We start from the raw sequence: 22,663 nt of genomic DNA on the forward strand, positions 1-22,663 counted from the left end.
CTCGCCAAAGGCGCAAAGGAGGGCGTCCCCACCCGCGGTGGGGGCGCCCTTCGCCTTTTTGCGTGGATCGTGGGGGCAGGGACGGGTCCATTGATGCCGCATGCGGGTTCCCCATATATGATGGTAAGGATGGCCGTCCGGCCTCAGTGGAGTTCCAATGACCCAGAGTTTCCCAGTCCTGCCTCTGCGCGACATCGTGGTGTTCCCGCAGATGATCGTGCCCCTGTTCGTCGGGCGCGATAAATCGGTTGCCGCGCTCGAGAGCGCGATGGCGGCGGACAAGCAGATATTCCTCGTCTCTCAGCTCGATCCGGCCGAGGACGATCCCGATCGCGACGCACTTTATGATCTCGGCGTCATCGCCACCATCCTGCAGCTGCTGAAGCTGCCGGACGGCACCGTGCGCGTGCTCGTCGAAGGACAGCAGCGCGCCTCGCTGTCCTCGATCGCGATGCAGGGCACCCACCTCGTCGCCGATGTCGATGCAATCGAGAGCGTGGAGCCGGAAGGCGCCGAAGTGTCAGCGCTGATGCGTTCGGTCGTCGAGCAGTTCGAGAATTATTCGAAGCTCAACAAGAAGCTTCCAGCCGAAACGGCCGTCCAGCTCGGCCAGATCGAGGAGGCTTCGCGCCTCGCCGATGCGGTCGCCGCCAACATCAACATCAAGGTCTCCGACAAGCAGACCCTGCTTGCCGAGCTCAATCCGGTCCGCCGTCTCGAGATGACCTTCGCCTTCATGGAAGGCGAATTGGGCGTTCTTCAGGTCGAGAAGAAGATCCGCAGCCGGGTCAAGCGGCAAATGGAGAAGACCCAGCGCGAATATTACCTGAACGAGCAGCTCAAGGCGATCCAGCGTGAGCTCGGCAACGAGGGCGAGGACGGCGAGGGTGACGAGCTTGCCGAGCTCGGCCGGAAGATCGAGCGCACCAAGCTGTCCAAGGAAGCCAAGGCAAAGGCGACGTCGGAGCTCAAGAAGCTGAAGGCGATGGCACCGATGTCGGCCGAGGCGACGGTCTCGCGCAACTATCTCGACGTCCTGCTTGGCCTGCCCTGGGGTAAGAAGTCCAAGGTCAAGAAGGACATCGCTGAAGCGCAGGCGATCCTCGACGAGGATCATTATGGCCTTGAAAAGGTCAAGGACCGCATCGTCGAGTATCTCGCCGTGCAGGCGCGCACCAACAAGCTCAAGGGCCCGATCCTCTGCCTCGTCGGTCCCCCGGGCGTCGGCAAGACTTCGCTCGGCCGCTCGATCGCCAAGGCGACTGGGCGCGAGTTCGTCCGCCAGTCGCTCGGCGGCGTGCGTGACGAGGCCGAGATCCGCGGCCATCGGCGCACTTATATCGGCTCGCTGCCCGGCAAGATCGTGTCGAACCTAAGGAAGGCGGGCACCTCGAACCCACTGTTCCTGCTCGACGAGATCGACAAGCTTGGTCAGGATTTCCGTGGCGATCCCGCGTCGGCGCTGCTCGAAGTGCTCGATCCGGAACAGAATTCGAAGTTCCAGGACCATTATCTGGAGCTCGACTACGACCTCTCGGACATCATGTTCGTCACCACGGCGAACACGATGGACATGCCGCAGCCTTTGCTCGACCGCATGGAGATCATTCGGCTGGAAGGCTATACCGAGGACGAGAAGGTCGAAATCGCCCGCCGCCACCTGATCGAAAAGCAGATCGAGGCCCATGGCCTTAAGGAGGGTGAGCTCACCTTCACCGAGGCAGGCCTGCGCACGCTCATCCGTCATTACACCCGTGAGGCCGGGGTGCGTACGCTCGAGCGAGAGATCGCCAAGGTTGCGCGCAAGGCCCTGCGCCGGATCCTGGAAGGCAAGACCGAGCGGGTCGAGATCACGCCTGAGAATGTCGGCGACTTTGCCGGCGTGCAGCGCTTCCGTCACGGCGTCGGCGAGGAAGAAGATCAGATCGGTGCCGTCACCGGCCTCGCCTGGACCGAAGTCGGCGGCGAATTGCTCAGCATCGAGGCGGTCACCGTGCCCGGCAAGGGCGCGATCCGCACCACCGGCAAGCTCGGCGACGTGATGCAGGAATCGATTCAGGCGGCCTTCTCGTTCGTCAAGGCGCGCAGCCCCAGTTACGGGGTCAAGCCCAGCGTCTTCGGTCGCAAGGACATCCACGTCCACCTGCCCGAAGGCGCTGTGCCGAAGGACGGTCCTTCCGCCGGCATCGGCATGGTCACGGCGATCATCTCGACCCTGACGGGCATTCCGGTCCGGCGCGATGTCGCGATGACCGGCGAAGTGACCTTGCGGGGCCGGGTGCTGCCGATCGGCGGCCTCAAGGAGAAACTGCTCGCGGCAATGCGCGGTGGCATCAAGAAGGTGTTGATCCCGGCCGAGAACGAGAAGGATCTCGCCGAGATCCCGGAGGCGATCAAGGCCGGGCTCGAGATCCTGCCGGTCTCCCACGTCGACGAGGTGCTCGCCCAAGCGCTCGCTACGCCGGTGATTCCGATCGAATGGACGGAGGCCGACGAACTCGCCACCGTGCCGGCGACCGAGCTCGGCAAGGACGAAGGCGGTACGGTGTCGATCCGACACTAAGTGGCAGACCACGTCTGCTTTCTGGAACCCTCCCCCTCGACGGGGGAGGGCAAGTTGGGGTGGTGCCGGTGCCATCCTGTGTCACCGCGCGCTTGCAGGGACCACCTGACTAGGCTCTCTCGGGCGCCTCGCGCGTCCCTCAGTCCACCCCCACCCGAATCCTCCCCCGTTATCGGGGAGGCTTCGCGGCGCGAGGTCAGCAGGGAAATTTGTTAGCAGTCCGCAACGAATCTGTCTCGCAAAGGCGCGGTTTTCTCCGGAAAAACCGCGCTTTCCTTTTGACTCGCGCAGGCCACCTGACTTTAGATGGAGCAAGGCAAACAGCCGCGATTCAAAAAAAGCAGGGGTTTGGGTAGGATGAACAAGCAGGAGCTGATCGGCCAGGTGGCCGAGATGACCGGGCTGGGCCGTGGCGACGCGAGCCGGGCAGTCGAAGGCGTGTTCGACGCGATCACTAATGCGTTGAAGCGCGGCGACGAAGTCCGCTTGGTCGGCTTCGGCACATTCTCCTGCTCGCGGCGCAAGGCTTCCACGGGCCGCAATCCGCGGACCGGCGAGCCGATGCAGATCGCCGAATCGACCCAGCCCAAGTTCAAGGCCGGCAAGGGCCTCAAGGATTCGGTCAGCCGCTGAGCTTTGCCGGGACTGGCGCGGGGGCGTGCCATTCTCCGCGATCGGATTCTTCGAAGTGCCGCCGCTTTTCGGCTGCTCAGCGAGGCATTTTCCCTGCTGGACAGCGGGAAGGCGTCGCACTAGAGACCCCGGCAGCGGCGCGATCTAGCGCCGCTTCTTGCGTCCGCCCAGCAACTCGGTTGCAAGCGGACGACGGCGTGGGCGCGTAGCTCAGTGGTAGAGCACACCCTTCACACGGGTGGGGTCGTAGGTTCAATCCCTACCGCGCCCACCACGCCTTTCCTCTCGACGATTGCGGCGATGAAGCCCTATACGATAACCGGCGATGTTGTGTCCCTTGCCGTGCGGCTGACGCCGAGGGCGCGCAAGGATGCGGTCGGGGGGATCGGCGATTCGGGGGACGGCCGGCCAGCGCTGGCAATCCGCCTCGCAGCGCCGCCGGTCGAAGGCGCCGCCAACGCCGCGCTGATCGTCTTTCTCGCTCATGTGCTGGGGGTACAGCGATCGGCCGTGACGATCGGGTCCGGTGACAAATCGCGGCTGAAGATCGTGCGTTTGCAGGGAGTCGACGCCGCGGCAGTGGAGCGGCTGCTTGCCTCTCCGGGGTAAGCCATCATCGCCCCTGCCTGGCGGGGTCAGTCGGCGCTGGGGGCACCGAGCTTCTTGGCGATCCGCGCGACCTCCTCGTCGCTCGGCGGTTCCGGCAGTTCCTGGCCGGGCGCGAGTGCATCGTCAGGGATGCCGGGCGCGGTGCCGGCGATATTCTCGTTGACCGAGCGCTCGTTCGGTCCGGTCGTGATCTTCGCTCTATCGTCGCTCATGATCCGCTCCTCATCTTGTGGTAGGAGGAAAGAGCGAAGGCCGGCGAGGTTCCGAAGGGGAAGGCGATGAGGGGCGAGGACCTGCTGAAGCAATTGCGTACATGGGGCCTGACCCTCCCCGGCGCCGAATCGAAGTCGCCGTGGCCCGGTGATGATGATCTTGCGGTCAACGACAAGGCTTTCGCCTTTCTCGCCGCGGACGGGGAGCCGTTCAGCGTCTCCGTGAAGCTCCCCTATACCCATTCGGTGGCGCTCGATCTGCCGTTCGCCAAGCCGACCGGCTACGGCCTCGGAAAGAGCGGATGGGTGACGTTCACGCCGTCTGAAGGTGAATATCCGAGCCTCGACCAACTCAAGGCGTGGGTCGACGAGAGCTACCGAGCGCGAGCGCCCAAGCGCCTCGTGAAGGAACTCGACGCACGCGAGGATTAGCCCGCCGGTGCGAGGCCCATTGCTTCGGCGACGATTTCGTAGGAGCGAAGCCGCGCCTGATGGTCCCAGATCTGCGAGGTGACCATCAGCTCGTCAGCGCCGGTGCGGGTGATGAAGTCTGCTGTTGCGGCCTTGACCGTTTTGCGCGATCCGATCGCCGAGCAGGACAGGACGTCGCCCAGCATCGCCTGCGCGTTCGGCGGCAGCGTGTCGGCGTAGCCGGGAAGCGGCGGCGGGAGCTTGCTAGGCTGGCCGGTGCGCAGATTGACGAACGCCTGCATCACTGACGTGGAGAGCAACTGCGCCTCCTCGTCGCTGTCGGCGGCGAACGCGTTGAAGCCGAGCATCACATAGGGCTTGTCGAGCTGGTCCGACGGCTGGAACCGGTCTCGATAGACCCGGATCGCATCCATCATCGCCGCCGGCGCGAAGTGGGAGGCGAAGGCGTAGGGCAGGCCGAGCATGGCGGCGAGTTGGGCGCCGAACAGGCTCGAGCCAAGGATCCAGACCGGGATGGAGAGGCCTTCGCCAGGAATGGCGCGAACCTTGCGCTGCGGATCGACGACGAAATAGTCCATCAGCTCGACCACGTCGCGCGGGAATTGGTTCTCGTCGGAGGCAAGCGTGCGGCGCAGCGCCATCGCCGCGGCGCGATCGGTGCCGGGAGCCCGGCCGAGGCCGAGATCGACGCGGCCAGGATAAAGCGCTTCCAGGGTGCCGAACTGCTCGGCGATGACCAACGGCGCGTGGTTGGGCAGCATCACGCCGCCGGCGCCGATCCGGATCTTGCTGGTACCGGCACCGACGAAGGCAAGCGCGACCGCGGTTGCGGCGCTGGCGATGCCGGGCATCGAATGATGTTCGGCCATCCAGAAACGATTGAAGCCCAGGCGCTCGCCCGCCTGAGCGAGTTCGAGTGCGTTGCGCAGGGCACGGCCCGCGTCGGCGCCTTCCGGCACCGGCGCGAGATCGAGGATGGAGAGGGGGGTCATGGACGCCAGATGGGTGGGCCGCGCACGGCCCGCAAGGCTGGAAGCCGGTGGCGGAAATACGGTAGTCCGGCGAGAGGATCAGCGTTTGCGTCCACCGGGCGGGCGGAGCCGCAGAGTGCGCCAGTTCCTGCAATCGCCGCTTGCCCCCGCGCAGGTGGCTTCGTACGACGCCGCCATGCTTCAGGACTGGTCCTCGACACGCCCCTTGTGGCGCGACGAAGTCCGGGCGATGCTGGGGCTCGCCTGGCCGCTGATTCTGACCAACGTTGCCCAGGCGCTGATCCACGCTACGGATGTGATCCTGCTCGGCTGGGCCGGGCCGCGGACGCTTGCCGCCGGTACCCTCGGCATCAACATCTATTTCGCCTTTCTGATCTTCGGCATGGGACTGATGACCGCTGCGGCGCCGATGCTGGCACGCGAATTGGGCGCGCGCCGCCATAGCGTGCGCGACGTACGCCGCACCGTGCGTCAGGCGATGTGGGCGGCGGTCGCGATCACGCTCCCGGTGTGGATCATTCTCTGGAACAGCGGTGCCATTCTGGTGGCGATCGGTCAGGATCGGGGGCTTGCCGCCGATGCCCAGAGTTTCGTACGCGCGTTGCAATGGGGCCTGCTGCCCTATCTTCTCTATCTGGTGCTGCGAGCGTTCATTTCCGCGCTGGAACGGCCGATCTGGTCGCTGATCGTCGGCCTTGCCTGCGTCCTGTTCAACGCGGTCGTGAACTACGGCCTCGTCTTCGGGCATTTCGGGCTGCCGAAGCTCGGATTGCAGGGGGCGGGGATCGGCAGCACGTGCGCCAATATCCTGATGTTCCTCGGCCTCGCGGCGGTCGTCCTCCTCCATCCGCGGTTCCGCCGCTATCGCCTGTTCGGCCGCTTTTGGCGCGCCGACTGGGAGCGCTTTCGCCAGATCTGGAAGCTGGGACTACCGATTGCGGTCACTCTCGGCCTCGAGATCACGATCTTCAACGCGGCCGTGTTCCTGATGGGCCTGATCGGGCCGGATTCCATCGCGGCGCACGCCATTGCCATCCAGATCGCGTCGTTGACCTTCATGGTGCCGATGGGACTTGCCCAGGCGGTGACGGTGCGGGTCGGTCTCGCTTACGGGCGGAAGGACCGGGACGGCGTCGCAGTGGCGGGCTGGACCGCGTTCGCGCTCAGTGTCGGGTTCATGAGCCTGACCGCTCTGGTGATGCTGACCATTCCCGATCGCCTCGTCGGCGCGTTCCTGGACAGCGCCGACCCGGCCAATGCCACGGTGATCCCGCTCGCCATCTCGTTCCTGTTCGTGGCCGCCATTTTCCAGATCGTCGACGGAGCGCAGGTGGTCGGCGCCGGCATGCTGCGCGGGCTCCACGATACCAAGGTGCCGATGCTCTACGCTGCGGTCGGTTATTGGGTGATCGGGCTCTCGGTGGCAGTCGGCCTTGCCTTCGGGCTTGGCTGGGGAGGCGTCGGCATCTGGACCGGCCTCGCCACTGGCTTGGCCTCGGTAGCGCTGCTGATGGTAACCCGGTGGGTCCGGCGGGAGCGGCTGGGCTTGTCGCGACTGTAACCGCCCGCGGCGGCGGCCGCGACCTTCACCTCGACCTGCGTATTCACCACCTCTACCGCCATGTCGCAACCCATGGCCGTGGTCTGCACCGCCCGGATTTCGCGGCATTGCAGTAGCCGGGCAGTCTCGGCCGGCGTTGCAAACGAAGTCCCGGTGACCCGGGTAACGGCACCCGATGCAGTCACGGATGGCACGCCGACGCCGTGTTGCCAGGCATAATTGTAGGCGCTCGTCCCGACACCGGGCCTGTTGGTGCCGCTCCATGGAAGGCCGGAATCGTCCAGCGCTCCGACCAGCACCGCATTGGGAAAACCTGCGGTCGCCATGTCGAGATTTCCGGGGCGGTCCCGGCCGTCATTTCCCGCTGCGAGTACGACCAGGATGCCCCGTGCGGTCGCTTCGCGCACTGCGGCGGTGATCGCCTTATCGTCGCGAAGGGCCAGTGAGATATTGATCGCATCCACACCAAGACTGGCGGCTTTGCGGATGGCGTTGACCAGAGGCTTGGCTGAGGGCTGGCAAGGGGGCACCAGCCCCTTCGGGCACCCCGCAGGATCGTCGATGCGAAACGAAATGATGTTGAGCGCCTGACGGGATTGGCGAAGTAGGATCGTCGCGACGAGTGTGCCGTGATCGTAGCGGGGCTTGAACGGCTCCCGGGCCTCGTCGGAGGCCATGTCATACTCGGCCGTGACGACGTGAGCGAGCTCGGGGGTGCGAGCGATACCGCTGTCTATCACTGCGACGAGTCGTGGGGGCGCGGCGTCGTGCGTCGGCACTGAAGCGCCAGCGGCCGGCGCCGTGGCCGCGAACAGAGCAGCAGTCAGGATCAGATTCCGCACGCGACGCTCCGCACACCACATTGCCTTCATTCGCATTGTAGAGTGACGGCGCGCGCAGGAGCACGGCGGACGGCATGATTCATTGACTTCCCCCCGGAAGACCGCTCGTTCGTGATCCTGTTGGAGAAGCGCGCTGTTGGCAATTGGGGTTAGTGCCCTCAGGACCGAAGAAATCGCGACCGCGACACGAAAGACACAGCTGTGCCGCTCCCGACGGTTCCCCTTCCGTTCCGATCCTGCTAGGCAGCAGCAATGACGTGTTGCTCTCCCGCGCCGGGTCTCGACTGATGGCGAAGCGCGCCGGCAGCGCCGATCTGCCGCTGCACGGCGGCCGCGTGCCCGCCTGGCTCGGCGAACGCATGACGAAATTGGGCGCGGCGATTTCGCAGGCGATCGTCATGGAATATGGCCGCGACGAGCTGCTGCGCCGGCTCGCCCATCCCTTTTGGTTCCAGTCGTTCGGCGCGGTGATGGGCATGGACTGGCATTCGTCCGGCATCACCACCAGCGTGCTCGGATCCCTGAAGCGCGGGCTTGCGCCGCTTTCGGGCGAGCTCGGCATTCATGTCTGTGGCGGGCGCGGCAAGCATAGCCGCAAGACCCCCGACGAGCTCGTCGCGGTGGGCGAGAAGGTCGGGGTGGACGGAGCCGCGCTCGGGCAGGCCAGCCGGCTGGTCGCCAAGGTCGACAGCGCGGCGGTGCAGGACGGCTTCGACCTCTATCTGCACGGCTTCATCGTTACCGACGGTGGCCGATGGGTGGTGATCCAGCAGGGCATGAACGATGCGCGCGGGCAGGCGCGGCGTTACCATTGGCTTTCGGAGGACATTACCAGCTTCGTCGAAGCGCCGCATGCCGCGATCGACGGGCGCGGGCAGGGGACGATCGTCAATCTCACCGATCGCCGTGCCGATGCATCGCGGCGCGGCCAGCTGGCTTTGCTCGGCGACATCGGTCCGGACGGCATTGTCCGCGAACTCGCGCGGATCGATCCGCCGAAGGCCGCTCCACCGCCTGCCCAAGCGATGTTGCCGCACCTTGTGTTGCCCGATCACCACGATGTGCGCGCGCAGGACGTCATAGCACGGCGGCTGCACGGCAATCTCGCTGCGGCGGCCGAGCGCGGGCCGGAGGATTTCGCCGAGTTGCTGATGGTGCCGGGCGTCGGGGCGCGAACGGTGCGCGCACTGGCGATGGTCGCGGAAGTGGTGCACGGCGCACCTTGCCGGTTCAGCGATCCGGCGCGCTTCTCGCTTGCCCATGGCGGCAAGGACGGCCACCCGTTTCCGGTGCCGATCACAGTATACGACAAGACCATAGGCGTGATGCGGAGTGCGATCGCGACAGCGAAGCTTGGTCGCGAGGAGGAACTTGCCGCGCTGAAGCGCCTCGATGCGCAGGCACGACGGCTCGAACGCCATGTGACCGGTCCCTCGGTCGAGGCGCTGATTGCAGAGGAGCGTGCCGCCAGCCACAGCTATGGTGGGCGCAGCGTATTCGGCCTGGAGCATCCGCCTGTGGGCGGCGAGGCACGGCAGGACAGGGGTTAGGCGTTGCGGGCCGCGGGACTCGAGGAGACGTGACCGACCTGTTCGTTGCGGGCTACCCCGCTCTGTTCGCCGTGGCCCTGCTCGCCGCAACCTTGTTCCCAGAGCGGTCTGAGCTCCTGCTCGCGGTGATGGCGGTCTCGGGCCGCTACGATCCTTAGCTGTTGCTGGCGGCCGCCACGACCGGGAATGTGCTCGGATCGATCGTCAATTGGGGGCTCGGCCGCTTCCTCGAAGCGCAGCGCGGCGCCCGCTGGTTCCCGATGTCGGAAACGGCGCTGGCGCGTGCTGAACGTCTCTATGCTCGTTGGGGAAGCTGGACCTTGCTCCTGTCGTGGTTGCCGGTGATCGGCGATCCGCTGGCCCCCGTCGCCGGCATGCTGCGCACCCCGTTCTCACGCTTCTTCCTGCTGGTGACGATCGCCAAGGCCGGGCGCTACCTGGTCGTCCTCGGCACGGCCGCGCAAATCGTTCGCTAAGTGTCGGCCGCTTTGCCTGTCACGGAGAGTCGGCAATTCGTCACCGCACCGTCATACCGTCATAATCGGCACGACATGGTGAGTCCCTAGATCCCCGCTGAGCGGCGGTGCCGCACTGCACAAGGGGAATGGAATGTCACGTTCGACGGGTCTCGCCCGAGGCGGTCTCGCCTCGCTTCTGCTCGCGGGCAGTATGCCGGCTCTCGCCCAGGCCGAGGCGAACCTCGAATCGTCGGCCGCTGCGGAAGAGATGGCCCCGAATTCCGACGAGGAGATCATCGTCACCGGCCGCGCCGGCGCAGGCGAGCGAACCAAGCTCGAGACCAGTTATGCGGTGACCACGCTCGAGAACGAGACCCTGCGCTCCCGCGCCGCCTCCAGCGTCACCGAGACGCTGAAATCCGTGCCGGGCTTCTGGGTCGAGGCGTCCGGCGGCGAGGGCAGCGGCAACGTCCGGGCGCGCGGCATTCCGGTCGACGGCTTCGGCTCGATCAACCTGCTCGAGGACGGCTTGCCGGTGCAGCATGATCCCTCGCTCGGCTATCTCAATGCCGACCAGGCATTCCGCGTCGACGAGTCGATCGAACGGATCGAGGTTGTGCGGGGTGGTCCGGCTTCGATCTTCACCTCGAACGCGCCCGGCGGCGTGATCAACTTCATCACCAAGACTCCGGGCGATACGCTCTCCGGCAATGCCAGAATCCTCTATGGACCGACGGCCGACCTGTTTCGGTTCGACGGCTGGGTGGGCGTGCCGATCGCCGACGGCTGGGGACTCGGCATCGGCGGCTTCTATCGCAACGAAGACGGGGTACGCGACCCCGGCTATACCGGCAACAAGGGCGGGCAGATCCGCGCCGATCTCACCGGCCGGCTCGATCAGGGCTATGTCCGCCTGAGCTACAAACGGCTCGACGACCGGGCGATCTTCTACACCGGCATCCCGCTAACCAAGGACGCCCAGGGCGACATCGTCGGTATCGCCGGCTTCGACCCGCAATACGACACCACCGCCAGCCGATCGACGGCGTTCCTCAACCTGCGTAGCGCGTTCGGCCCGCTCTCGTTCGACAACACCGACGGTTCCCGGATCCGCCTCGATCAATATTCGGCGCTGGTGGATTATGATCTGCCCGGCGGCTGGAAGCTCTCCAACCGCAGCCGTTACCGGGAATCCGAAACGGTGCGAAACGGCGTCTATCCGGCCTCGATCAGCACGGCGGCCGCCTTCGTCGCCGGCCGCCAGGCCGCCTTGCTCGCTGCATTCCCCGGCGCGAACCGCACGATCTTGCGCTACGCCGACACCGGCGAGGCGTTCGACATCGCCGGCCAGAACGGCAACGGTCTGGTTTTCCAGAACAGTGCACGGCCCGTGGCGGTCGACGAGCGCGAGTTCCTCAACGATTTTCGGGTGGCGTGGACCTTCGATCTCTTCGGCCAGCGCCACGATATCGCGATCGGCTTCTACTACGCGCACATTCGGGAGACTTTTCGCCGCTATTCGGCAACGACCCTGCAGGATGTCTCGGGCGATTCGCGGTTGCTCGATTTGATCGCGGTGAACGCCGCCGGCCAGGTGGTGGGCTCGGCGAGCGAGAATGGCGTGCTGCGCTACGGCTCCGAGTTCGCCAACGGCGCGGGCAATTCCGACACCTACGCGCTCTATCTCTCCGACGAATGGCAGGTGACGCCGCAATTGCGGATCGACGCCGGCCTCCGCCAGGAGTGGATCGATACGCAAGGAACCCAAGAAGGCACGGCGACCGTCAATCTCGGCGACCGCGCGACGCTCGCCGACGATCAGGTGCTGACCGGCAGCGGCATTTTCACGCCGTTCGACCGCAGCTTCGACAAGCTTGGCTTTACGGTGGGTGCCAATTGGCAGTTCAGCCGCAATGCCGGCCTGTTCGCGCGCTACACCTCGGCCTTCCGCCTGCCGAGCGTCGGCAGCTTCATCACCAGCGCCACTGCCCAGCCAGTCACCCAGGACATCAAGATGTGGGAAGCGGGGTTCAAATATTCGTCGCGGCTGCTGAGCCTCTACGCGACGGCCTTCAACACCGATTTCGGTAGCTTTTCGATCGGCAATTTCGTCTTCAATCCGGCAACCGGGGGCTACACCCAGCAGACCGAATATGCCGACACCCGCACCTACGGCATCGAGCTGGAAGGCACGCTGCGGCCCGTGAAATGGTTGGATCTAACCGTAAACGGCACGCTGCAGAACCCGGAATTCCGGAACCTGCAATTCACCGAGCTGGTCAACGGCGCGCCGGTGCAGCGCGATTATTTCGGCAACCAGCTGCTCCGGGTGCCCAAGCTCGCCCTGCGCGTCACGCCTGCGGTCACCTTGCTCGATGGGCGTTTCCGCGCGCAGATGGATGTCGAACATTATGCGCGGCGTTTCTCGGACGCCGCCAACACCTCGGCATTGCCGGCCTACACGGTGATCAATGCCAGCGCCCGCTTCGATCTGACGCCGCAGATCAGCCTGTGGGCCTATGGCGACAACCTCACCAATTCGATTGGACTCACGGAAGGGAACCCGCGCGCGGGCGAGCTGACCAGCGGGCAAGCCAACGACCTGTTGTTCATCGGCCGTCCGATCCTTGGCCGCTCGTTCCGGCTGGCGGTGGATTTCCGCTTCTGATGCTGCCGATCCTGTTGTGGATTGCGGCAGCGGGCGCCGCGGCATCCGAGTCGCCAGTTCAGATCAGCGGCGAGCTCACCGGCGCAGATCACCAGAGCTACAAGGCGGTCCCGTTCGACGTCCCCGACGGCGTCGAGCGGATCACCGTCACCTTGTCCTACGACAAGGCCGACCGAACCGTGGTCGATCTCGGTGTCTGGGATCCGCAGCGCTTCCGCGGCTGGAGCGGCGGTACCCGCGACCGCTTCACCATCGGCCTCTCGGACGCGAGCCCCGGCTACCTTCCCGGTACCTTGCCGAGCGGACGCTGGCAGGTCATGCTCGGCGTGCCCAACATCCGCGTGGCGAGCCGCAGCCGCTACGCCGTGACGGTAACCTTCGACAAGGTGGGCGACCCAGCGGCCTCGGCGGCGATCGCCGATCCGCCGCTCTCGGCTGCCCCGGGTTGGTACCGCGGGGATCTCCACATGCACGATGCGAACAGCGACGGCACCTGCGCGAGCCGGAGCGGCAAGCGGGTGCCGTGCCCGCTGTTCCGCTCGGTCGAGGCGGCGGCGGCCGCCGGGCTCGATTTCGTCGCCGTGACCGACCACAACACGACGGCCCATTTTGGCGGCCTGCGCGAGCTCCAGCCCTATTTCGACAAGATCCTGCTGATCCCCGGGATTGAGGTGACGACGTTCAAGGGCCACGCGAACGTGCTCGGCGCCACGGGCTTTGTCGACTTCCGGATCGGAACACCCGCCGTTGCCGATCTTGCCGGCCTCCAGGAAAGCCTGGCGGAGTCCGGTGCGATCCTGTCGCTCAATCATCCGGCCGCGCCCACCGGTGAAGACTGCATGGGCTGCGGCTGGGTGTGGCCGGACACCCAGTACGACAAGGTCGCCGCGATCGAGGTCGTGAACGGACCGATTGCGGAAGGGCGCTTTGGCGGCCTCGAATTCTGGTACGCCCGCCTGAACGAAGGCCATCGCCTGACCGGCATTGCCGGCAGCGACAATCACGATCCCGACGCGCCGGGCGGGAAACCACCGATCGGCCGCCCCGCGACGGTGGTGCACGCCGCAGCCTTGTCGCGGGACGGCATTCTGGACGGTATCCGGGGAGGGAATGTCTTCATCGACGTCGAAGGCACCCGCGAGCGCCTGCTCGAAGTCGATGCGTCTGGCGGCACCGAACGCGTTTCGATGGGAGGACGGTTGGCGGCCAAAGGCGTCGTCGACGTGCGTGCGCATGTCGCCGCCCCATCGGGAAGCACAGCCTTTCTGGTCGCCGACGGCGAGACCGTGGCCAGCCGTCAAATCGCTTCGGCCGACGAGACGATTGTCTTCCGGACACCGGCGGCGGCTCGGAGATGGCTCAGCGTCAACGTGCGCGGCGCAAACGGGCAGCTGCTGCTGATCGGCAATCCGATCTACATCGATGCTGTCCGACAAAGCACGCCAAAGGCCGCGAAACGTTCTTGACGCTTCCTAGCCCACCCTCCTATGTGCGCCGCGCACCCCGTGCGCAGTGGCGATCGTAGCTCAGTTGGTCAGAGCACCGGTTTGTGGTACCGGGGGTCGCGGGTTCAAGCCCCGTCGATCGCCCCATTTGCGCAGCATCCTCATACAGCTCAGCAGGTCACCCGATGCAGTCGCCGTGGGAGTATCCCGACTTCGACGATCATGAGATCGTCCATTTCGTACACGACCGCGCCAGCGGCCTTCGCGCGATCATTGCGGTGCACTCGACCCATCTGGGGCCGGGCGCGGGCGGCGTCCGATTCTGGAATTATGCCGAGACGGGCGACGCGCTTCGTGACGCGCTCCGCCTTTCGCGCGGGATGAGCTACAAGAATGCCATGGCCGGCTTGCCGCTCGGCGGCGGCAAGGCCGTAATCCTGTCGGACGAAGCCCGGACCAAAACTCCCGAGATGCTCGCGGCATACGGCCAGGCTGTCGAGAAGCTCTCCGGCTCCTACGTCACCGCCGAAGATGTTGGAATCACCGTCGCCGATCTCGACGCCGTCTCCAAGCACACCCGCTTCATCGCCGGCCTTCCAGTTGGCGAGGGTGAGGTCGGCGGCGACCCTGGACCCCATACCAGCTACGGCGTGTTTCTCGGCATCAAGGCCGCGGTCCGTCGTGCGCTCGGCAAGGACAGCCTGGCGGGCCTCCACATAGCCATGCAAGGCGCCGGCAGCGTCGCCGGCGGCGTCGCCCGTCGCGCTGCCGCGGAAGGTGCGCGGATCAGCCTCACCGACATCGACCGCAGCCGCGCCTACAGGCTCGCCGCCGAAGTCGGGGCGAGCGTGGTCGCGCCGGAGGAGATCATCAGCCTCGAAGCCGACATATTCAGCCCGAATGCGCTGGGCGCAATCCTCACCGAAGAGACGATCGCCGGCCTCAACGTGCCGATCGTTGCCGGCGGCGCCAACAACCAGCTCGCCACCCCGCAGGACGGCCAGCGCATCCATCAGCGCGGCATCCTCTACGCGCCGGATTACGTGATCAACGCCGGCGGGATCATCAATGTCTCGTCCGAATATCTGCGTGACGCGGACGCCGCCGGCGTCAAGAGCCGCGTCGAGCAGGTGCCGGTGCGGCTGGAGCAGATCTGGTCGGAAAGCGCGTCGACGGGTCGCAACCCTGCGGAAGTGGCGGATGACATGGCCAAGAGGCTGATCGGCCGGTAGCAGCCTATCCGGCTGCGGCTTCGGCTTCCACTTTGGCCTTGTCCCGGCCGAGCTTGTGTTCGCGGTACACCGTGTAGAGACCGCTGCCGACGATCACGGCGGCACCGGCCCATGTGCTCGCCGCCGCGTGGTCGGCGAAGAGCAGCCAGCCGAACAGCACCGCCCAGAGAAGTTGTGCATAGTCGAGCGGCACCACCACCGAGACCGGCGCAAAGCGCAGCGACGCGGTGAGCAGAAGCTGCCCGATTCCGCCGACGGTCCCGAGCGCGAGCAGGATTCCCCATGTGGTCGCATCATGCGCAGTTCCGTAGAATGGCAGGAAGAGGCCGAGCACCAGTACGGCAAGGCAGGTGAACCAGAGCACCGTCGTTTGGGTATGTTCCGTGCGGCCGATCTGGCGAATGGTGATGGTGACGATGCCGCTGCCGAAGGCCGCGCCGATCGCAAGCACCAGTCCGATCATTGGCATGTCACTGCCTTCCGGCTGCATCACGATCAGCACGCCGATCAGGCCGATGAACACCGCGCTCCAGCGATGCAGCCCGACCTTCTCCTTCAGCACCAGGGCCGACAGCATCACCGCGAACAGCGGCGCGGCAAAGCCGATCGTGGTCGCCTCAGCGAGGGGCAGATAGGCGAGGGCGCTGAACCCCATCATCATCGTCGACAGGCCGATGGCCGCGCGCCATGCATGGGCGCCGGGCCGGGCTGTCCGCCACGCCGTCCAGTTGCGGCTCAGCGCGATCCACAGGATCAGCGGCGGCAGCCCGAAGGCGAAGCGATAGAAGCCGATCTCGATGGTCGGCATGCCGTGAAGGTGGGCGAGCTTGATCAACGCGGACATGCCCGCGAAGCAGGTCGCGGCGCAGAGCCTCAGCGCAATGCCGGCGAGCTTGTTCTGTTCGGGACGACGGGAAGCCATGTGGCGCGTCCCTGCGCCGCAGCGATGCGGAAGCGCAAGTACGTTCCTTTACGGTCGTCTCCGGAAAAAGTGTCACGGCCTCAACTACGTAAAGCGCCGGATTCACGTTGCGCCGGAAACGCGCGAAGCGCTTCCCCGCCGCGCAAGGACGCTTTAGAGGGGAGGCCAAAATGCAGACCCTCGCGAACCCGGCCCGCTTTCTGAAGATCGCACGACCACTCACGCCCGTGCTGGGCTGGGGCGGGGCGCTGCTGATCGTCGGTGCGCTCGCGGTCGGCCTGTTCGTTGCGCCGCGCGACTATCTGCAGGGCGAAAGCGTTCGGATCATCTACGTGCATGTGCCTGCCGCCTGGCTCGGCATGGGCGGCTGGACCGGCCTTGCCATTGCAAGCTTCATGCAACTCGTGTGGCGGCATCCGCTGGCGGCGATCGCCGCACGCGCGATCGCGGTCCCGGGTGCCGTCTTCGCTGCCCTCTGTCTTGTCACCGGCTCGCTGTGGGGAAAGCCGACCTGGGGCACCTACTGGCAATGGGATGCGCGGCTGACCTCGATGCTGATCCTGTTGTTCCTCTACATCGCCTATATTGCGCTCGACGATGCCGAGCGGGAGCGTGGCGGGGAGGGACGGATCGCCGCCATCTTCGGGCTCGTCGGGGCGATCAACATCCCGATCATCCATTATTCGGTCGAATATTGGAACACGCTCCACCAGGGCCAGAGCATCTCGTTTCTGCGGGCGAGTTCCACCGTCGATGCCTCGATGCTGTGGCCGCTGCTGGTCTCGGCAGCGGGTTTCAGCTTGCTGTTCGGCGCGATCGTGCTGATGCGGATGCGCGCTGCGCTAGCGCGCCAAAAGGTCGAAGCGCGCCTTCGGAGATATTCGTGAGCCATTGGACTTTCATCCTCGCCTCCTACGCGCTCACCGCCCTCGGCACGGTCGGCCTCACCTGGTGGAGCTGGGCATCGATGCGCAGCGCCGAACGCCAGGTTGAAGATTTGAGGAACGACCGATGAGGTGGGGGCGGTGAAACCGAAGACCCAGCGCCTGTTCCTGCTCGTCCTCGCCATCGTCGCGGTGCTGGGGGCGGTGCTGCTCGCCATGTCGGCGCTGAAGGATCAGGCGGCCTATTTCTACGCGCCGGCCGACGTCGCCCGTGAAGGGGCGCCCCAAGGCCGCAACGTGCGCATCGGCGGAATGGTCCGGCAAGGCTCGATCCGCCGCAACGCGGACGGCGTGACGATCGATTTTGTCGTGCGCGACGACAGTCCGCACGTCATCAACGTCCGCTACCGCGGCATCGTGCCCGATCTCTTCCGCGAGGAAAGCGGGGTCGTCGCCGAGGGGCGGTTCCAGGAGAGCGGGCTGTTCGTCGCGGACGAGATCCTGGCCAAGCACGACGAGAATTACATGCCGCCGCAGCTCGACGTCAAAAAAGGCGAACATAAGAGCGAGAGCCTGAAGTGATTGCCGAGACTGCGCTTGCCGCCCTCTGGCTGGCTGCAGCCATGTCGGTGCTGCAATTGCTGTTCGGGATCATCGCGCTGCGTCCCGGCGGCGGCGAAATTGTACCGGCGATGCGGCCGATCGCCGTCGCCCAGGCGCTGCTTGTCGGATTGTCCTTCTTGCTGCTCATCCAGCTGTTCCTGCGGACCGATCTGTCGGTGGCGCTGGTCGCAGAGAACAGCCACACAATGAAGCCGTGGCTGTACAAATTCGCTGGCGCGTGGGGCAATCACGAAGGCTCGATGCTGCTCTGGGTGACGGTGCTCGCCATTGCCGGTGCGGCCGTTGCGCTGTTCGAGCGGCGGTTGCCTGAGCGCACCTTGATCGCGACGCTGGCGGCGCAGGCGTCGATCGGCCTCGGCTTCTATGCCTTTCTGCTCTTCTCCTCCAATCCGTTCGAGCGCCTGTTTCCGGCCCCGACCGAGGGCAACGGCCTCAATCCCCTGCTTCAGGATCCCGGCCTCGCTTTCCATCCGCCGACCCTCTATTTCGGCTATGTCGGCATTTCGATTGCATTCTCGTTCGCCGTCGGCGCGCTCGTCACCCGCGACGTCGGTCCCGCCTTTGCCCGCGCCATGCGCCCCTGGGTCCTGGCCGCCTGGATCTTTCTCACGCTCGGCATTACCGCCGGCTCCTATTGGGCCTATTACGAACTCGGCTGGGGCGGCTGGTGGTTCTGGGATCCGGTCGAGAACGCGTCTCTGATGCCATGGCTCGCCGCCACCGCCTTGCTGCACTCGGTAACGGTGCTCGCCACCCGCGATGGGCTTCGCGCCTGGACTGTGATGCTCGCCGTGGTCGCTTTTTCGATGTCCATGATCGGCACCTTCCTGGTGCGTTCCGGCATCCTGACGTCGGTGCACAGCTTCGCCGTCGATCCGGAGCGCGGCGCGTTCATCCTGCTGCTGCTGGCGCTCTACATCGGCGGTGCGCTCGCCTTGTTCGCGCTGCGCGTCGGCACGGTGAAGGAGGGATCCACGTTCGATCTTGTCAGTCGCGAAGGCGCGCTCGTCGCCAACAACCTGTTCCTGTCCGCCATCCTGGGCATCGTCTTCGTCGGAACGCTCTACCCGTTGCTGATCGAAGCACTTGCGGGCGAGAAGCTCTCGGTCGGCCCGCCCTATTTCAACAAGGTCGCCGGACCGCTGGCGCTCGCGCTCGTCGTCGTCATGGCCGCCGGACCCTTGCTGCGCTGGCGACGGGACCGGATCGCCGAAGTGGCACGGCGCATGATCGTCCCGCTGGCGGTCACCGCGCTCGCACTCACCGCCGTCCTGCTGCTTGCGCCGGGGCTCGGCATCCTGCCCCTGCTCGGACTGGTGCTCGCACTTGGCGTCGGGGCTGCCAGCCTGGCGCCCTTGTGGAAGCGCAATCTGCGCCGAACGCCGCTGTTCACCTGGGGCATGGTGATCTCGCATTTGGGCATCGCGGTCAGCCTCGCCGGGATGGCCTCGGAGGCGGCGTTCACCAAGGAGACGTTGGTTGCCGCACGTCCGGGCGAGACGGTTCGTGTCGGGCCCTATTCGCTCCGCTTCGACCAGGTCGAGCCGATCGCCGGGCCGAACTGGACCGCGATGGAGGCGAAGCTGACCGCCCGCCGCGGCGACGGCGGTGCCTTCGTGCTTCGGCCTCAGGCACGTACCTTCTCCTCGCCGCGAACCGATACCAGCGAGGCTGCGATCGCGACCCGTCTCGATGGCCAGCTCTATACCGTCATCGGCAGGGCGGATGAGAGCGGCCGTTGGCAGTTGCGCTTGTGGTGGAAGCCCTTCGTAACGCTTATTTGGCTCGGCGGAGCACTGGTCGCGTTCGGCGGCCTGCTATCGCTGATCGGCCGCGTGCGCCGCCGCCGCCGGGATCAGGAGAGCCACGCATGAGACGTATTCTCCTCTTCCTCCCGCTGACTCTGTTCGTAGCGATCGTGCTTGTTTTCGCGTTCCGGCTGTGGGCGCCGGGCGATACGATCGTCCGATCGCGTATGGTCGGCAAGCCGATGCCGGATTTCGCACTGAAGCCGATCGTTCCCAACCATCCCGGGCTTGCGGCCGGCGATCTGCACGCGGGGCAGCCGCGCCTCGTCAACGTGTTCGCGAGCTGGTGCATCCCCTGTCGCGTCGAGGCCCCGCAACTCGAGACTGTTAAGGCTCGCGGTATTCCGATCGATGCGATCGCAATCAGGGACAAAAGCGCCGACGTCACCGCCTTTCTCAAGAGCAATGGCGATCCGTTCGAGCGCATCGGCGACGATCCGCGCAGCCAGGTCCAGTTCGCGCTCGGATCGTCGGGCGTGCCGGAGACATTCGTGGTCGATGGCGCGGGCATCATTCGCCATCAGCATATCGGCGAGATCCGCCCCGAAGATGTCGACGGGATCATCCGAGCCTTCGAGGCGGCGCGATGAGGCAGCTCGTCTTCGCTCTTGCGCTCCTCATCGCCGCGCCCGCCGCCGCCCAGCCGACAACGCCGCCGGCGCCTTTCGCCTATCGTCAGCTCGACGATCCCAAGCAGGAGGCGGAGGCCAAAGCTCTGATGGAGACGTTGCGCTGTCTCGTCTGCCAGGGGCAGTCGATCGCGGACAGCGATGCCGACATGGCCGGCGACATGCGCTCGATGGTGCGCGAACGCATCAAGGCTGGCGAGCCGCCGGAGGCGATCCGCCGATGGCTGATCGATCGTTACGGCAGCTGGGTGAGCTACAAGCCGACGGTTGAACCGGTCACCTGGCCGTTGTGGGCGGCGCCGGTGGTTCTGATGGCACTTGGTTTCTGGCTGGCCCGCGGGCGCTTCCGGCGGCGAGCGCGCTGATGGGCTGGTTCATAATCCTGATCATGGCCCTATCGCTGTTCGCCGGCCTCTGGCACTTCGCCAGGCTCGAAAAGGGCCCGCTCCAGTTCCTGCTTGCCGCCCTGTTGCTCGCGCTCGCCGGCTATGCCTGGCAGGGTCAGCCGAGCCTCGACGGTGCGCCGCGCAAGGTCGAGGTGGCGGAGAAGCAACCGGACACTCCCTTCATGTCGCTTCGGCGCGAAATGTTCGGCCAGTTCGACACGGCCGACCGCTGGATGATCATGTCGGAAAATTACCGACACAGCGGCAAGACGGCGGATGCGGCGGCGATGATCCGGTCGGGACTGCGGGCCAATCCGCGTAACGCAACGCTGTGGATCGGCTATGGCGACGCGCTGGTCGCGCATGGCGGAAACGTCCTGACTCCAGCGGCGGAGTTCGCGTTCCGCCGCGCGGCCGCGCTTGCGCCCAAGCACCCGGGGCCACCGCTCTTCTACGGCATTGCGCTAGCGCAGAGCGGTAACCTTCCGGGTGCCGAGCAGCAATGGCGCCGGGCGCTCGCGCTCGCCCCGGCCGATGCCTCTTGGCGGGCCGAACTCGAGCGACAGCTCGCCGCGGTCGACAAGGCCCGTGCCGACGGTCAACTCCGCTAGGTCCGACTGTCGGCTGAACCCGAGGCTATTACACTAGTAGCATCCCCGACCGGGCCGATGTCGCGCCATGACGGGGGAGGCGGAGGATCGATGCAGGGTGCATAGCGGGAAGGGAAGCACCTTCGCCGAGCCTCGCGCCAAAATGCCTCAATGGTCGACGCCGCGACCCGTCTCGTGCTGGAGCTCGTCGATCTTCTTCGAGGCTTCGGCCTTGGTGAGCTCGGGGTCAAATTCCTCGCCAGCCTCTTGCGCGAGAGTCTTGAGGTATGATGCCTGCGGCGCAGTCATGCTTTCGTCGCCGGTGACCCATTCACTTGGGTCCTTGGCGGCGGCTTGGTTGGTGTCATTGCGATCGGACATTGGTGCGCTTTCCGTTGATGGAGAAGAGTTCGAAGCAAAGCCTCGACCTTCCGCCATCAACGGTGGCGTTCCAGATTTGTTCCGATTCGTGAGCGGCCTCAGGCCGGCACGAATTCCAGATCGAGCGCCTCTGCAACCGCCTGGTGTCGTATCTTTCCGCCCGAAACGTTGAGACCGTTGGCGAGATGCGGGTCGGCCTGCATCGCCGCCTCGGCGCCGAGGTTTGCCAGCCGCAGCACGAAGGGCAGGGTGGCGTTGTTGAGCGCGAAGGCCGAGGTGCGGGCAACCGCGCCGGGCATGTTGGCGACGCAATAGTGGATCACGCCGTCCACTTCGAACACCGGATCCTCGTGCGTGGTTGCGCGCGAGGTTTCGAAGCAGCCGCCCTGATCGATAGCGATGTCGACCAGCACCGATCCCCGCTTCATTGTCTTGAGCATGTCGCGGGTGACGAGCTTGGGCGCCGCCGCTCCGGGCACCAGCACCGCGCCGATCACCAGTTCGGCCTCGCTCACGGCCTTGGCGATCGCCGCCTTCGATGCATAAGCGGTCTTGATCTGGCTGCCGAAGAACATGTCTAGTTCGGCGAGCCGCGCGTTCGAAATGTCGTAGATGGTGACGTCGGCACGCATGCCGACCGCCATCTGCGCCGCGTTGACGCCGGAAACGCCGCCCCCCAGGATCGCGACCCGCGCCGGCGCCACTCCGGGAACGCCGCCGAGCAGAACGCCGCGACCGCCTTGCTCCTTCTCGAGATAATGCGCCCCGACCTGGATCGACATTCGGCCGGCCACTTCCGACATCGGCTTCAGCAGCGGTAGCGAGCGATCGTGCGAGGTCACGGTCTCGTAGGCGATGCAGGTCGCACCGGATGTCATCAGGCCCTCTGCCTGCGGCTTGTCGGCGGCAAGGTGCAGGTAGGTGAAAAGCAGATGCCGCGACTCCAGAAGTGCGATCTCCTGCGCCTGCGGCTCCTTCACCTTGACGATCATGTCGGCGCCGGCGAACACTTCCCCCGCGGTTTCGACGATGCTTGCGCCCGCCTTCACATATTCCTGATCGTCGAAATCAATGCCGAGCCCGGCTCTGGTTTCGACGATCACCTGGTGACCGGCGCTGACCAGCTCGGCCACGGAGGCCGGGGTCAGTCCGACTCGGAACTCGTTATTCTTGATCTCTTTCGGCACGCCGACGCGCATCGAGTCTCTCCAATTGTCTTTTGATGGCGCGGCTATAGCCAGT

At 65.7% G+C, this 22,663-nt stretch carries 23 protein-coding genes, 2 tRNA genes and 1 pseudogene; 20 read left to right on the forward strand and 6 right to left on the reverse strand.

All coding sequences use genetic code 11. The features are described 5' to 3' along the window. Window positions 1–157: 157 nt before the first annotated feature. From lon to C7I55_RS14760, 4 genes are all read left to right on the forward strand, one after another. Window positions 158–2,563, forward strand: a complete 2,406-nt coding sequence (lon, locus tag C7I55_RS14745; RefSeq protein WP_106513717.1) for an endopeptidase La — start codon at window positions 158–160, stop codon at window positions 2,561–2,563. A 306-nt stretch (window positions 2,564–2,869) separates the two neighbouring features. Continuing rightward, entirely contained in the window at window positions 2,870–3,196 is a 327-nt protein-coding gene (locus tag C7I55_RS14750; RefSeq protein WP_158266433.1) for an HU family DNA-binding protein, read from the forward strand. Window positions 3,197–3,395: 199 nt separating this feature from the next. After that, window positions 3,396–3,470: transfer RNA gene (locus C7I55_RS14755), tRNA-Val, on the forward strand. A 26-nt stretch (window positions 3,471–3,496) separates the two neighbouring features. After that, window positions 3,497–3,805, forward strand: a complete 309-nt coding sequence (locus C7I55_RS14760) for a DUF167 domain-containing protein (protein ID WP_106513719.1) — start codon at window positions 3,497–3,499, stop codon at window positions 3,803–3,805. Between the two features lie 26 nt (window positions 3,806–3,831). Here C7I55_RS14760 and C7I55_RS14765 read toward each other — a convergent pair whose 3' ends face one another. After that, complete coding sequence (locus C7I55_RS14765; protein WP_106513720.1) at window positions 3,832–4,017, reverse strand: hypothetical protein; 186 nt, start codon at window positions 4,015–4,017, stop codon at window positions 3,832–3,834. 66 nt (window positions 4,018–4,083) lie between these two features. Between C7I55_RS14765 and C7I55_RS14770 the strand changes: the two genes are divergently transcribed. After that, complete coding sequence (locus C7I55_RS14770; RefSeq protein WP_106513721.1) at window positions 4,084–4,449, forward strand: MmcQ/YjbR family DNA-binding protein; 366 nt, start codon at window positions 4,084–4,086, stop codon at window positions 4,447–4,449. Here C7I55_RS14770 and C7I55_RS14775 read toward each other — a convergent pair. Then, a complete protein-coding gene (locus C7I55_RS14775; RefSeq protein WP_106513722.1) occupies window positions 4,446–5,441 on the reverse strand; it encodes an LLM class flavin-dependent oxidoreductase in 996 nt (331 codons plus the stop codon). The two genes, C7I55_RS14770 and C7I55_RS14775, sit on opposite strands and share 4 nt — an antisense overlap. A gap of 175 nt (window positions 5,442–5,616) precedes the next feature. On the opposite strand from C7I55_RS14775, the gene C7I55_RS14780 reads away from it, so the two are divergent. Further along, on the forward strand, window positions 5,617–7,002 hold the full coding sequence (locus tag C7I55_RS14780) for an MATE family efflux transporter (protein WP_199192845.1): 1,386 nt from the start codon (window positions 5,617–5,619) through the stop codon (window positions 7,000–7,002). A gap of 140 nt (window positions 7,003–7,142) precedes the next feature. On the opposite strand, the pseudogene C7I55_RS28870 reads toward C7I55_RS14780, so the two are convergent. Next, window positions 7,143–7,880, reverse strand: a pseudogene (locus tag C7I55_RS28870) (S8 family peptidase); the annotation flags it as partial. Window positions 7,881–8,101: 221 nt separating this feature from the next. On the opposite strand from C7I55_RS28870, the gene C7I55_RS14790 reads away from it, so the two are divergent. The 7 genes from C7I55_RS14790 to C7I55_RS14815 all read left to right on the forward strand — a co-directional run bounded on the left by C7I55_RS14790 (window position 8,102) and on the right by C7I55_RS14815 (window position 15,197). Continuing rightward, complete coding sequence (locus C7I55_RS14790) at window positions 8,102–9,394, forward strand: DUF763 domain-containing protein (RefSeq protein ID WP_199192834.1); 1,293 nt, start codon at window positions 8,102–8,104, stop codon at window positions 9,392–9,394. A 29-nt stretch (window positions 9,395–9,423) separates the two neighbouring features. Next, on the forward strand, window positions 9,424–9,552 hold the full coding sequence (locus C7I55_RS29240) for a hypothetical protein (protein ID WP_269845217.1): 129 nt from the start codon (window positions 9,424–9,426) through the stop codon (window positions 9,550–9,552). A gap of 3 nt (window positions 9,553–9,555) precedes the next feature. Then, window positions 9,556–9,870, forward strand: coding sequence for a YqaA family protein (locus C7I55_RS14795; RefSeq protein WP_233222218.1), 315 nt, complete (start codon window positions 9,556–9,558; stop codon window positions 9,868–9,870). A gap of 133 nt (window positions 9,871–10,003) precedes the next feature. Beyond that, the gene (locus C7I55_RS14800; RefSeq protein WP_106513725.1) at window positions 10,004–12,520 is read left to right on the forward strand and encodes a TonB-dependent receptor; all 2,517 of its coding nucleotides are present in this window, start codon (window positions 10,004–10,006) and stop codon (window positions 12,518–12,520) included. Beyond that, entirely contained in the window at window positions 12,520–13,986 is a 1,467-nt protein-coding gene (locus C7I55_RS14805) for a CehA/McbA family metallohydrolase (protein WP_106513726.1), read from the forward strand. Before C7I55_RS14800 ends, C7I55_RS14805 begins: the two co-directional genes overlap by 1 nt. Before the next feature lie 49 nt (window positions 13,987–14,035). Next, window positions 14,036–14,112, forward strand: a tRNA-His gene (locus C7I55_RS14810). A gap of 38 nt (window positions 14,113–14,150) precedes the next feature. Then, window positions 14,151–15,197: a Leu/Phe/Val dehydrogenase gene (locus C7I55_RS14815; protein WP_106513727.1), complete on the forward strand. Its 1,047-nt coding sequence runs from the start codon at window positions 14,151–14,153 to the stop codon at window positions 15,195–15,197. A 4-nt stretch (window positions 15,198–15,201) separates the two neighbouring features. On the opposite strand, the gene C7I55_RS14820 is transcribed toward C7I55_RS14815, so the two are convergent. Then, entirely contained in the window at window positions 15,202–16,119 is a 918-nt protein-coding gene (locus C7I55_RS14820) for a DMT family transporter (protein ID WP_106513728.1), read from the reverse strand. Window positions 16,120–16,289: 170 nt separating this feature from the next. On the opposite strand from C7I55_RS14820, the gene ccmC reads away from it, so the two are divergent. From ccmC to C7I55_RS14850, 7 genes are read left to right on the forward strand one after another with little or no spacing between them, the layout of a single operon-like run. Then, entirely contained in the window at window positions 16,290–17,006 is a 717-nt protein-coding gene (gene ccmC, locus C7I55_RS14825) for a heme ABC transporter permease CcmC (protein ID WP_106513729.1), read from the forward strand. Then, window positions 17,003–17,134 carry a heme exporter protein CcmD gene (locus tag C7I55_RS27665; RefSeq protein ID WP_109043774.1) on the forward strand — a complete coding sequence of 44 codons (132 nt, stop codon included), beginning with the start codon at window positions 17,003–17,005 and terminating at the stop codon, window positions 17,132–17,134. Before ccmC ends, C7I55_RS27665 begins: the two co-directional genes overlap by 4 nt. A gap of 10 nt (window positions 17,135–17,144) precedes the next feature. Continuing rightward, window positions 17,145–17,585, forward strand: coding sequence for a cytochrome c maturation protein CcmE (gene ccmE, locus C7I55_RS14830; protein ID WP_106513912.1), 441 nt, complete (start codon window positions 17,145–17,147; stop codon window positions 17,583–17,585). Further along, on the forward strand, window positions 17,582–19,501 hold the full coding sequence (locus C7I55_RS14835; protein ID WP_106513730.1) for a heme lyase CcmF/NrfE family subunit: 1,920 nt from the start codon (window positions 17,582–17,584) through the stop codon (window positions 19,499–19,501). The genes ccmE and C7I55_RS14835 overlap by 4 nt, the downstream gene beginning before the upstream one ends. After that, window positions 19,498–20,025 carry a redoxin family protein gene (locus tag C7I55_RS14840; RefSeq protein ID WP_106513731.1) on the forward strand — a complete coding sequence of 176 codons (528 nt, stop codon included), beginning with the start codon at window positions 19,498–19,500 and terminating at the stop codon, window positions 20,023–20,025. Before C7I55_RS14835 ends, C7I55_RS14840 begins: the two co-directional genes overlap by 4 nt. Beyond that, a complete protein-coding gene (locus C7I55_RS14845) occupies window positions 20,022–20,429 on the forward strand; it encodes a cytochrome c-type biogenesis protein (RefSeq protein WP_106513732.1) in 408 nt (135 codons plus the stop codon). Before C7I55_RS14840 ends, C7I55_RS14845 begins: the two co-directional genes overlap by 4 nt. Next, the gene (locus C7I55_RS14850) at window positions 20,429–21,061 is read left to right on the forward strand and encodes a tetratricopeptide repeat protein (protein ID WP_106513733.1); all 633 of its coding nucleotides are present in this window, start codon (window positions 20,429–20,431) and stop codon (window positions 21,059–21,061) included. Before C7I55_RS14845 ends, C7I55_RS14850 begins: the two co-directional genes overlap by 1 nt. 147 nt (window positions 21,062–21,208) lie before the next feature. On the opposite strand, the gene C7I55_RS14855 is transcribed toward C7I55_RS14850, so the two are convergent. Further along, a complete protein-coding gene (locus tag C7I55_RS14855; protein WP_106513734.1) occupies window positions 21,209–21,421 on the reverse strand; it encodes a DUF3072 domain-containing protein in 213 nt (70 codons plus the stop codon). Between the two features lie 98 nt (window positions 21,422–21,519). Next, on the reverse strand, window positions 21,520–22,620 hold the full coding sequence (gene ald, locus C7I55_RS14860) for an alanine dehydrogenase (RefSeq protein WP_106513735.1): 1,101 nt from the start codon (window positions 22,618–22,620) through the stop codon (window positions 21,520–21,522). Between the last annotated feature and the right edge of the window lie 43 nt (window positions 22,621–22,663).

Origin of the sequence: Allosphingosinicella deserti, from assembly GCF_003012735.1 — a bacterium.
GTDB lineage: Bacteria > Pseudomonadota > Alphaproteobacteria > Sphingomonadales > Sphingomonadaceae > Allosphingosinicella > Allosphingosinicella deserti.